The organism is Acinetobacter sp. CIP 102136, from assembly GCF_000369685.1.
In the GTDB taxonomy this organism is placed as follows: Bacteria; Pseudomonadota; Gammaproteobacteria; order Pseudomonadales; family Moraxellaceae; genus Acinetobacter; species Acinetobacter fasciculus.
This window is the reverse complement of sequence record NZ_KB850137.1, coordinates 1-11599: the sequence shown is the minus strand read 5'-3', so window position 1 is coordinate 11599 and position 11599 is coordinate 1. Positions and strand designations below refer to the sequence as shown.

13 protein-coding genes are annotated in these 11599 nt (G+C 38.0%); 7 read left to right on the top strand and 6 right to left on the bottom strand.

Annotated features, from left to right (window positions below):
* Positions 1-54 precede the first annotated feature (54 nt).
* The 3 genes from mobQ (F893_RS00155) to F893_RS00145 all read left to right on the top strand — a co-directional run bounded on the left by mobQ (F893_RS00155) (position 55) and on the right by F893_RS00145 (position 3545).
* Positions 55-1491, top strand: coding sequence for a MobQ family relaxase (gene mobQ, locus F893_RS00155; protein WP_005249148.1), 1437 nt, complete (start codon positions 55-57; stop codon positions 1489-1491).
* 526 nt (positions 1492-2017) lie between these two features.
* The gene (gene repM, locus F893_RS00150; protein WP_004282204.1) at positions 2018-2941 is read left to right on the top strand and encodes a replication initiation protein RepM; all 924 of its coding nucleotides are present in this window, start codon (positions 2018-2020) and stop codon (positions 2939-2941) included.
* Positions 2942-3008: 67 nt separating this feature from the next.
* Positions 3009-3545 carry a plasmid replication DNA-binding protein gene (locus F893_RS00145; protein WP_005249161.1) on the top strand — a complete coding sequence of 179 codons (537 nt, stop codon included), beginning with the start codon at positions 3009-3011 and terminating at the stop codon, positions 3543-3545.
* Between the two features lie 282 nt (positions 3546-3827).
* Here the strand turns inward: F893_RS00145 and F893_RS00140 are convergent, their stop codons facing one another.
* Together F893_RS00140 and F893_RS00135 are read right to left on the bottom strand one after the other, a co-directional pair.
* Positions 3828-5282 carry a SulP family inorganic anion transporter gene (locus tag F893_RS00140; protein WP_005249159.1) on the bottom strand — a complete coding sequence of 485 codons (1455 nt, stop codon included), beginning with the start codon at positions 5280-5282 and terminating at the stop codon, positions 3828-3830.
* A gap of 248 nt (positions 5283-5530) precedes the next feature.
* Positions 5531-5740 (bottom strand): hypothetical protein, encoded by a 210-nt coding sequence (locus tag F893_RS00135; protein ID WP_005249157.1) that lies wholly within the window; start codon positions 5738-5740, stop codon positions 5531-5533.
* 695 nt (positions 5741-6435) lie between these two features.
* On the opposite strand from F893_RS00135, the gene F893_RS00130 reads away from it, so the two are divergent.
* From F893_RS00130 to F893_RS00120, 3 genes are all read left to right on the top strand, one after another.
* Positions 6436-6666, top strand: coding sequence for an antitoxin (locus F893_RS00130; RefSeq protein ID WP_004282079.1), 231 nt, complete (start codon positions 6436-6438; stop codon positions 6664-6666).
* Positions 6663-7058 carry a type II toxin-antitoxin system tRNA(fMet)-specific endonuclease VapC gene (vapC, locus tag F893_RS00125; RefSeq protein ID WP_004282077.1) on the top strand — a complete coding sequence of 132 codons (396 nt, stop codon included), beginning with the start codon at positions 6663-6665 and terminating at the stop codon, positions 7056-7058. The genes F893_RS00130 and vapC overlap by 4 nt, the downstream gene beginning before the upstream one ends.
* A 126-nt stretch (positions 7059-7184) precedes the next feature.
* A complete protein-coding gene (locus F893_RS00120) occupies positions 7185-7799 on the top strand; it encodes a tetratricopeptide repeat protein (RefSeq protein ID WP_004282076.1) in 615 nt (204 codons plus the stop codon).
* A gap of 133 nt (positions 7800-7932) precedes the next feature.
* Here the strand turns inward: F893_RS00120 and F893_RS00115 are convergent, their stop codons facing one another.
* The 4 genes from F893_RS00115 to F893_RS00100 all read right to left on the bottom strand — a co-directional run bounded on the left by F893_RS00115 (position 7933) and on the right by F893_RS00100 (position 9699).
* A complete protein-coding gene (locus F893_RS00115; RefSeq protein ID WP_004282075.1) occupies positions 7933-8301 on the bottom strand; it encodes a hypothetical protein in 369 nt (122 codons plus the stop codon).
* 107 nt (positions 8302-8408) lie between these two features.
* On the bottom strand, positions 8409-8792 hold the full coding sequence (locus F893_RS00110) for a DUF4160 domain-containing protein (RefSeq protein ID WP_004282074.1): 384 nt from the start codon (positions 8790-8792) through the stop codon (positions 8409-8411).
* A gap of 398 nt (positions 8793-9190) precedes the next feature.
* Entirely contained in the window at positions 9191-9382 is a 192-nt protein-coding gene (locus F893_RS00105) for a YqaE/Pmp3 family membrane protein (protein ID WP_005249151.1), read from the bottom strand.
* A 41-nt stretch (positions 9383-9423) separates the two neighbouring features.
* Positions 9424-9699: a mobilization protein gene (locus F893_RS00100; RefSeq protein WP_155757254.1), complete on the bottom strand. Its 276-nt coding sequence runs from the start codon at positions 9697-9699 to the stop codon at positions 9424-9426.
* Between the two features lie 208 nt (positions 9700-9907).
* Here F893_RS00100 and mobQ (F893_RS00095) point away from each other — a divergent pair, with 208 nt between their 5' ends.
* Complete coding sequence (gene mobQ, locus F893_RS00095) at positions 9908-11344, top strand: MobQ family relaxase (RefSeq protein WP_005249148.1); 1437 nt, start codon at positions 9908-9910, stop codon at positions 11342-11344.
* The last annotated feature ends 255 nt before the right edge of the window (positions 11345-11599 follow it).

Below are 11599 nucleotides of genomic sequence, written 5' to 3'. Positions count from 1 at the left end.
ACCGTATTCACGGTTGTATTTCACTACGTGAAAATTTAAAAGCGAAAAACAGGCATGGCGATTTACCACTTTTCAGTCAAAACCGTAGCACGATCAGCAGGACGTTCCGCCACTGCTGCGATTGCCTATCGGGCAGGTGAAAAGATCTATTGTGAACGTGAAGGCCGAGAACATGACTACAGCCGAAAAACCGGTGTGGAATACAAAGAAATTTATTTACCCGAAGGCGCACCAGAGCATTTAAAGAATCGAGAAAAACTCTGGAACGAAGTTGAACAACGGGAAACCCGAAAAAACTCGACAGTCGCCAGGGAATTTGAAATTGCCTTTCCAAGTGAACTGAACCAGGAACAACGTCTGGCCATGCTCGAAGAATTATGTGCCAGCATCGTGGAAAGACATCAGGTAGCAGTCGATGCCTGTATTCATGCACCGCATACCGGATCCGGCAGTGATGAGCGCAATTATCACGCCCATATCCTAATGAGCACACGTAAACTTACGCCAGAAGGTTTTACAGAGAAAACCCGGAAACTCGATCAGAAACACAGTGGAGAAATCGAGCACTGGCGCGAACACTTTGCCGATATCTGCAATATGCACCTGGATCTAGCCGGATACACCGCCCGAGTCGACCACCGCAGCTACAAAGACCAGGAGAATGGCCTGGAAGCCACCCTGCACGAAGGACCGAAAGTCACCGAACTGCGCCGAAAAGGGATTGAGACCGAAATCAGCCGTAGTAATGATGAAATCAAACAGAGAAATCAGGCGCAGCTGCAATACGGCAAAAATATGGATCTGCTGATTGCTGAAAATGAGATAAAACTCAGCACACTGAAAACTGAACAGCAGACCCAAATCAAAAATAGCGCTAAAACGTCACCAATTGACGAAAAAGCCCTATTTGAGGAAAAACAGAGGGAAACCCTTGGTAAAGTGCTAAATCGCGAAATCAGCGCAAAAGACGCGAATCTAGACCTGGATTTTATGCAGCGCAATCTCAAACAAGCCGAAATAAACCTGACCAAGCACCACAAACATCAAAACGAGTTCAATCAGCACCTTGCCCAGGAGATCGTGAAAAGCGGACTCAAGCAAAGTCATGACAAATTGCAAAGCCTGGTCGATCAACACAACGAATTAACCCAGAACAAACCCTTACTGTTTGGAAAAAAAGCCTGGGAAGCCCAACGTGATGCGATTTACCAAGAACACAAAAAACTGAAAGGTCAGCATGAACACCAGAAAAAACATGGTGTGAAGGATTTATTGGAAAATGAAAAATTCAAAGAACATGCCTGGAAGCAGTACCAACAACAACATCCGGCCAAAGCCAAGCAATACCAGACTCTATACCCATCCTATCAAGTCATTAAAAAATGTGTGGATGAGATCAAAGCAGAACAACAGATGAAACTCAGACAAGAACAACAGCTCAAAGCACAGCAACAAGCTCCTAAAATGAAATCTCGTGGCATGAGTCGCTAAACAGAGCGAGTGTCTACGAGCGAACTGAGAAAATTTGCCCATCCCTTTCCCTGATTACAAGCTCCCTATCCATCAATCACCTGCATGGCAGAGCATCCCGTATGGGTGCGAACTTTCCAAGTTGGATTCCTAAACCGAGCGTAGCGAGAAAAAAAAGCTGATGAGCGAAGCGAATTCCGAGTTGCTTTTGCTTTTTCTAAAAGTCACGAAAACGTGAACCAAAAATTGCCCCGACGAATCGAGCGAAAGCGAGATTCAATAGAGTTTGAGCGGAGCGAAAACCAAGGGCAATTTTTCATGAAATATGCTTTTAATTATTTTTAAGCTTTTAAATGCTTTTAGATAGCCTGTAAACCTGAATTTATAAGGCTTTGAGAGATTATAAAACGAGGTTTACCTTGCATTAAAACGAGGTTTACCTTGCATTAAAACGAGGTTTACCTTGCATTAAAACGAGGTTTACCTTGCATTAAGCGAGTTGATAATATAACCTCGTCTTATTGACTTAAAAATATAAATTTTTCATATGAAAACCGAACTAATTGTCAAAGATAACGCTTTAATTAATGCTAGTTATAACCTTGATCTAGTAGAACAACGATTAATTCTTTTAGCTATCGTTGAAGCCAGGGAATCAGGTAAAGGGATAAATGCTAATGATCCATTAACAGTTCATGCTGAAAGTTATATCAATCAATTTGGTGTACATCGAAATACTGCTTATCAAGCCTTAAAAGATGCTTGCGATGACCTATTTGCAAGACAATTCAGTTATCAAAGTCTTAGTGAAAAAGGTAATGTCATTAATCACAAGTCAAGATGGGTAAGCGAGGTTGCTTATATTGATAATGAGGCTGTCGTTAGACTTATTTTTGCTCCAGCTATTGTGCCTTTAATAACTCGATTAGAAGAACAATTTACAAAGTATGAGATACAGCAAATAAGCAATTTAACGAGTGCTTATGCTGTTCGCTTATATGAAATATTGATTGCGTGGCGTAGTACCGGAAAAACGCCTCTTATAACTATCTACGATTTCAGACAAAAAATAGGTGTACTCGAGACTGAATACAAAAGGATGTACGATTTTAAGAAATATGTTTTAGACATTGCATTAAAGCAAGTAAATGAACATACCGATATTAATGTCAAAGTTGAACAACATAAAACCGGCAGATCCATTACGGGCTTTTCATTTAGCTTCAAACAGAAAAAGTCAGCAACAAATACAGCCAATGACATTAGTCAGGACAAAGAGCTAAAAATCAATTTGACTGATGCACAACGATATTTATTTGCTAGTAAATTATCAGAACTTCCTGAGATGGCTAAACTTTCACAAGGTAATGAAAGCTATGAACAGTTTGCTGCTCGGATTGTAACCATGCTGCAAGAGCCAAATAAATTAAAAGAATTTATGCCATTACTTCGAAAAGTCGGCTTTCAATGAATGATGTCAATTGACATAGTAAAGTTAACAATCAACTATTAACACTATTTGAAAACTGGTTTACATAATGAAAAAACTGTCAGTTTCAGAACTAGCGAAATTATATGGATATTCAAGACAAGCTGTATATGCCCATATAAAGAAAGGAAATTTATCAAAAGGATCGGATGGATTAATTGACTTTTCAGAAGCCTTGAGAGTTTTTGGGGAACCACAAAAAAGCAATTCTAGTGTCAACCAAAGTCAATCAACTAGTAGGCATAACTTAACAGAAGTTGACTTGCTAAAACGTCAAGTTGACATGCTGGAAAAACAATTAAATCAGGCAATACAGAGAGAAAATCAATCATTAGAACGTGAATCGTTTTATCAAGAGCAGATTGAGGCCATGCAGCGCTTACTGGAAACTCCAAAAGCCAATATGACTACGTTTACCGATCATGAATCTGAACAGGATATAGCAACAGATTCTCGGCCACAGACTGAATCGAACTATGACGGATTGACTACTCCAGAGAACAAACGCATCCCTGTTCCAGAACATATTGAGCCTACACCTAAAAAGAGGGGCTTCCTGAGTCGTTTTTTCCTTCCTTACGGTTAACCAGGACTCCACTTTTTTGATGAGCCAATTTCAGTGCAAGCACATGAAATAATGACTCCTCAAAAAACCGGATGATGTTTATTAAAACTGAATAAAGTCGTGAAACATTGCTTAAATAATAGGCGTGGAACGTGAAAAATCACAAAAAAAGCCCGAACAGGGATGTTCGGGCTATCAACTAGAAACTACAGCGTTGAATTTTCAAGAGAATTATAACGCATTTCGTATAAGGTGTATTATGTTAATTTTAGAGATTCTACATAAACGTAAAATCTCCTGCACTTAGATTCTGGCATGTGTTCCATACTTATCAATCATGATAGAGCTGGCTTCATTTAAGCCACGCACAGTGACATTCACACTATTCTTTTGGAATTTATTTACAACAGAATCAAGCATGGCGACTGATGTTACATCCCAAATGTGAGAATGGGTCAAATCAATAATCACATCCTTTACATCCTCTTTAAAGTCAAACCCTTGCATGAATTTTTCAGAAGAACTAAAGAAGATCTGACCTCTCAAATCATATAAACGGGCTGTTCCTTCAAAAGATGCTATTACTTGGATATCATTTTCAAGTTTATTCGCTAGGAACAAAGCTGAAAGTAATACGCCTGTTAACACACCCAAAGCCAGGTTATGCGTAGCAACAACTACAATCACAGTCGCAATCATGACGATATTACTGCTCTTAGGATTATCTTTTAACTGAGTGACAGAACTCCATTCAAAGGTACTGATAGAGACCATGATCATTACCGCTACCAATGCAGCCATTGGAATCACTTTGAGCCAATCGCTGATAAATACAACCAGAATAAGAAGAAAAATACCCGCAGAGAATGTTGATAAGCGTGTAAGACCACCCGATTTCACGTTAATCATGGATTGACCAATCATGGCACAACCGGCCATCCCCCCCATAAAGCCAGAAGCAATATTCGCGATACCTTGTCCTTTACATTCTTGGAATTTATCACTTGGTGTATCTGTCATTTCATCCACGATGGTTGCTGTCATCATCGATTCAAGTAAACCTACAGCCGCCAGTGCGACTGAATAAGGCAAAATAATCATCAATGTTTCAATATTCAAAGGAATATTTGGAATCAAGAACATTGGAAGTGTGTCAGGTAACGATCCCATATCACCCACAGTTCTTACATCAATTCCTAGAGCAATTGCCAGTAATGTGATTGCAATGATGCAGACAAGTGGAGAAGGCAATAATTTTCCTAATTTGGGAATCATAGGGAAGAGATAAATAATCGCCAAACCTAAAGCAACTAAAGCATATACATGCCAGGTCACATTAATCAGTTCAGGCAGCTGAGCCATAAAAATTAAAATTGCTAACGCATTTACGAATCCAATAACCACAGATTTAGATACAAATCGCATTAACTTGGCGAGCTTTAAATAGCCAGCCATTATTTGAATTACACCCGTCAAAATTGTTGCTGCAAGCAGGTATTCAAGCCCATGCTCTTTGACCAAAGTAACCATGAGCAGTGCCATAGCCCCTGTAGCTGCTGAAATCATAGCTGGACGACCGCCTACGAAAGAAATCACGACGGCTATACAGAAAGATGCGTATAGACCGACTTTAGGATCTACACCTGCAATAATTGAAAATGCGATGGCTTCAGGGATGAGTGCAAGACCGACGACTAATCCAGCAAGTACATCCCCACGGATGTTAGAGAACCACTGTTCTCGGACATTAGACAACATAAACATAGCCTGTTTTTTAATTTTTCAGATAGGCTAGTGATGTGATATATACAACACACAAGCGACTACACCACATCACTAGACAGTGATGAGTTATTTACAGATTTAAGACGGTAAATAAACTTAAGGTGGCGTAAGTGTCATAAGATGAAAGAAGGTTTAGAGTAAAAAAATCAGGACAAGGGTAACAGCTAGGTACTTTTTTATAAAGCCTGGATGTTATATCCAAGCTTTGTTTAATCGGTATTTTATGAAGCTTTTGGCTCCCTAAGTAATTGACCTATTTCCAAACGTGTATAGCCACGTTCTTTAAAAATCAAAACAATAGCCTGTTTATAATCTTCAGAAGTAGAAGTCTTATACTTAGTTATCAGTTGATTTTCAGAATTCAGCTCAAGATCATTTTTGATGGTCAATACTTCGCTAGAGATCTTATTAAAGATATTTAGGTTAAACATACAGGCACTCGTCATCCGTATTATAGCGGCCCGACTATAACTAATACCTGTCTTAGCTACGCTAGACACCCTTAGCCGAAAGGATTACAAATTAAGAAAAATTCTGCAAGTTTCTGCCTATTGAAAGAATAAATAATATCTCCCAAATGCCATCCATTTAACATAATGGCGGTTATACGAAATGCAAAATAAATAGTGTTATATTTCAAAAAGTTATGCTATAAGCAATTTGGGACGCAAACCCGAAAAGCCGACTTGGAAACAAGTCGGCTTTTTTATGATCGTTTTTGATAGTTCTTGCCAATGATTTTGTTTAAAAAGTAGTCGATTTTGCGATTTTTTAATTTTATCAATGCTTGAATGCTTAAAATTATCCACATTTTTTGTGGATAAAATTTAGGCTATTTTGTACGCTTTGGCTCACATAAAACTCGGCCCTTTGCGGCTATCCAGGATAGGTGAATTTTCCTATGATGAAGTCATAGAGAACAGGATGTTCCAAACAACAAGAATAAGAAAGATCGCACCAGGAGCGTGAGGTAAGACAGGAGTCATACCTAGCAACCCAATATGAGAAACCCCGGCAGGATGCTGGGGTTTTTTATTGTCTTATTATTTTAATGCAACTTTGACACTCTATGCTTTAATGATATGATATATACCTATGATACATATCATAATACTAGGAGCTGAATATGGAAATTGCGAAAGTATTTCAAACTGGCCGCAGTCAGGCTGTTCGCTTGCCTAAAGCCTTTCGTTTTAATGGTACTGAGGTCGCTATCAAAAGCTTCGGACGTGGTGTGTTATTGATGCCAATTGATAATCCTTGGGATGTCATGCTGGAAGCAGTTAACGAATTCGAGTCTGGATTCCAGTTAGAACGTGCTGATCAAGGTGAACAGTTCCGTGAGGAGTTCAAATGATTTACCTCTTAGACACAAATATTTGTATCTATGTAATCAACAATAAGCCTCAACACGTTTTTGAACGGTTTAAGCAATACCAACTCGGCCAGCTTGCGATTTCAAGTATCACGGCATCGGAGCTAGCTTTTGGTGTGGAGAAATCTAGATCTGAACGTAATAAACAAGCTTTAAATAAATTTTTGTCACCATTAGATATCCTACCTTACGATGAACAAGCAATTTGGCATTACGCTAAATTACGCCAGGATCTTCAATCGACAGGTAAACCGATTGGCAGCTTAGATATGCTGATCGCTGCTCATGCCTTGGCGTTGGATGTTGTATTGGTCACGAACAATACAAAAGAATTTGAACGGATTGATGGTCTAAAGCTAGAGAATTGGGTCTAATCGCTATATCTAGCCCTATGCAGGGCTAGAATTCGCATAAGAGATTTTATATTAAAAATTAGGGAAAGACTTTATTGTATAATTTTTTATAATTAAGTCTGTAATAATATTTAAATTGGAGCAGTTATGGGTTTTTTATCTAATTTATTTTCATCAAAAAATAAGATTGATTCAAATATGTTAATGAAGGCTACACACTATGCAAATAAAATTTATAATATTCCCATTGAATTTCTAGATGAAGTACTTAAAGATGTTTCTGCTAAGGAATTGAATACAGCATTAATTACTCTATTAGAAGATAATCCAAGTATTTCAAATAAGCCTTTACACGAACAATATGCATTCGTTTTCGCTAAGTTATATGATAGATATTTAATAAAAATAGGTAAAAAGTTCGACTACTTTAAGCAACTAACATCTATTGAAATAGAGGAAGATAGAGAAAAAGGAATAAATTATCTAACAGGTCGAAATAATACGTCTAAAGATTTAGTTTTGGCTGAGAAATTATTGATTCGTGTCGGGTTACAAGGTGATGTTAGATCTCAAGAGATATTAGGCGATTTATATTATAAAGGCGATGTTTTACCTAAAAATTTAGCTAAAGCTACCGAATGGTATTCTCTAGCTGCAAATGGATTTAACTCAGAAAGAGCAAGAAGATGTCTTGATTGGATGTCTTCTAAAAATGAAACTATTTTTAGCGAAGATAACGAAATAATAAAAGATCTTTCATAATATTAGAGGTCGAGATAGAGAGAAATTCTGTGGATAGCATCTAAAACAATTTTGTTGAATAAACCTTTAATAGTAGGTTTATTCAACAAATTCATAAATGGCTAAAAAAACTAATGAAATACTCTTTCTGTGATTAAGTTAATCTACACATATTTTGAATTTTATCAGCAACTGCAATTGCTTGGTCACTAAAAGATGCTCCTCTAGTTTCTAGAGCACCAGCATAACGTAAAAGAATTTCGGCCGTATTTTTATCATTAAGGAATGTGTCTAACAATGACTTTGGTATTCCTCTGGAATTACATAGCGCTGAAAGTATAGCATAGAATTCTTGTACTTTATGTTGGTTCTGTATCCAAGATGGGGGTCTGGCATTACCAGAATTAACATCTATATGGGCTAGGTCTTCTCTAGCTGATTTTAAATTTACTTTATTTTTGATAAAATTTTTAAAAATTAAAAAAATTACGAATATACATATTATAAAAATAATAAAACCCATATGATTAGGACCCTTAAGTTATTAATAAATATATGGAAATTAAATAATTTTAAAAATTAGTATAATCACCATTATGCTAAATAGGAAATTTATTCAAATAGTGATTATTAAACTAATTTTCCTATTACTATTTCTGGATCATTACCTTTTTTAAGTAATTCCCATATTTTTATTAAATTATCTTGATTCTTTAAAATCCAGTTTAAAATTTCTCTATCATATTTTTTACTTATACTACCTTCAATTTTTACTCCGGTTTGTATTGCATAGCTTGCAGCATGAATTTTGTTGTTATAGTCGATATGTATATGTGGCAAATTATGAGAACGTTCTTGATACATCTTAATTTTTATATTTTTTAGTTTGACCAACAATATTTCCAAAAAACCATTTTTATTAGACTTTTTGGGTTCCATTATTAAATCGATTTGAGCAAGTTTTTTTTGTAGTTCTTGTACCTCATTTTTCATATATTCTGACCACTCTTCCATTTTTTACTCCTCTTGAATATTTAAAATTAACATAATACAGCTTATACGAAAGACCTGTGTAAGCCCCAAATAGCCCCTCGATCTAGGGCTATTTAACATAAAATCTCTTATACGAAGTCAAAAAAATAGCCCCATACCCATATTGGATAGGAGCTTTATGGCAAAAAATAGAGTGAACTCGATAAAAAATGAAATCCTCTAATTCTTGTTTTAATTATTTTTCTAACTAAGAATTAGAGGATTAATTTCTTTACCTCTGGAGTTTTATAATTATTGTTATAAGACTTATTAGATCACTTATTGCTCAAATAATCTTCACAATCTGATCATTCACTTATGGGTAAGTGTGATGGAAATCACAAAATCAATCAGATCTAAAAATCACACAATTACACTATTTATGATGAGCGAATTGTTCTTTTAATTTTCTGATCAGTCTTGTATTCCGACAAAGCATAGACCGCCCAGATCGCAGCTGGGATCCAACCTAGAATCGTAATCTGAAGAAATAAACACATCATTCCTGCGAATGGTCTGCCAATAGTAAAAAATAGCAGCCAGGGAAAAAGCAAAGCAATCAGAAGTCTCATATTACATTCCTATTGATGCGTTATTTCAGGTGAATTAATTTCTATTGAAGGGGTAAATTAAACAATTTTCGATCACGTTCGTCTGTTAAATACTTATCCATTTGTGTAATTAATTTGGCTCTAGCCTGTTCATCATCTTCGGTAATTTTTAACATGCAGGATCCGATTAAAATCTTACGTCTGGTATCGTTCTTTCTTGCCTGTTCTTTCTCTTTAGCACGTTCTCTTGCTAGTGCTGCCTGTCTTTGAGCCTTTAACTGCTTTAGCTTTTCTTCCTGTGCTTTGATTTTGCTGTCTAGTGTTTCAGTAACGCTCATTAATCCAATACCATCATCTTGGGAAACCATCCCTAACATAAGCGCACTTGAATCTGCATTCAAGGTGCTATATGTATAGTAATGTTTTCCTCGAAGAGGCACTTATGCAAACTTCGTTTACAAGTACGATTGGGGTCTCCCCAATACCCCGACAACCGTATTCACGGTTGTATTTCACTACGTGAAAATTTAAAAGCGAAAAACAGGCATGGCGATTTACCACTTTTCAGTCAAAACCGTAGCACGATCAGCAGGACGTTCCGCCACTGCTGCGATTGCCTATCGGGCAGGTGAAAAGATCTATTGTGAACGTGAAGGCCGAGAACATGACTACAGCCGAAAAACCGGTGTGGAATACAAAGAAATTTATTTACCCGAAGGCGCACCAGAGCATTTAAAGAATCGAGAAAAACTCTGGAACGAAGTTGAACAACGGGAAACCCGAAAAAACTCGACAGTCGCCAGGGAATTTGAAATTGCCTTTCCAAGTGAACTGAACCAGGAACAACGTCTGGCCATGCTCGAAGAATTATGTGCCAGCATCGTGGAAAGACATCAGGTAGCAGTCGATGCCTGTATTCATGCACCGCATACCGGATCCGGCAGTGATGAGCGCAATTATCACGCCCATATCCTAATGAGCACACGTAAACTTACGCCAGAAGGTTTTACAGAGAAAACCCGGAAACTCGATCAGAAACACAGTGGAGAAATCGAGCACTGGCGCGAACACTTTGCCGATATCTGCAATATGCACCTGGATCTAGCCGGATACACCGCCCGAGTCGACCACCGCAGCTACAAAGACCAGGAGAATGGCCTGGAAGCCACCCTGCACGAAGGACCGAAAGTCACCGAACTGCGCCGAAAAGGGATTGAGACCGAAATCAGCCGTAGTAATGATGAAATCAAACAGAGAAATCAGGCGCAGCTGCAATACGGCAAAAATATGGATCTGCTGATTGCTGAAAATGAGATAAAACTCAGCACACTGAAAACTGAACAGCAGACCCAAATCAAAAATAGCGCTAAAACGTCACCAATTGACGAAAAAGCCCTATTTGAGGAAAAACAGAGGGAAACCCTTGGTAAAGTGCTAAATCGCGAAATCAGCGCAAAAGACGCGAATCTAGACCTGGATTTTATGCAGCGCAATCTCAAACAAGCCGAAATAAACCTGACCAAGCACCACAAACATCAAAACGAGTTCAATCAGCACCTTGCCCAGGAGATCGTGAAAAGCGGACTCAAGCAAAGTCATGACAAATTGCAAAGCCTGGTCGATCAACACAACGAATTAACCCAGAACAAACCCTTACTGTTTGGAAAAAAAGCCTGGGAAGCCCAACGTGATGCGATTTACCAAGAACACAAAAAACTGAAAGGTCAGCATGAACACCAGAAAAAACATGGTGTGAAGGATTTATTGGAAAATGAAAAATTCAAAGAACATGCCTGGAAGCAGTACCAACAACAACATCCGGCCAAAGCCAAGCAATACCAGACTCTATACCCATCCTATCAAGTCATTAAAAAATGTGTGGATGAGATCAAAGCAGAACAACAGATGAAACTCAGACAAGAACAACAGCTCAAAGCACAGCAACAAGCTCCTAAAATGAAATCTCGTGGCATGAGTCGCTAAACAGAGCGAGTGTCTACGAGCGAACTGAGAAAATTTGCCCATCCCTTTCCCTGATTACAAGCTCCCTATCCATCAATCACCTGCATGGCAGAGCATCCCGTATGGGTGCGAACTTTCCAAGTTGGATTCCTAAACCGAGCGTAGCGAGAAAAAAAAGCTGATGAGCGAAGCGAATTCCGAGTTGCTTTTGCTTTTTCTAAAAGTCACGAAAACGTGAACCAAAAATTGCCCCGACGAATCGAGCGAAAGCGAGAT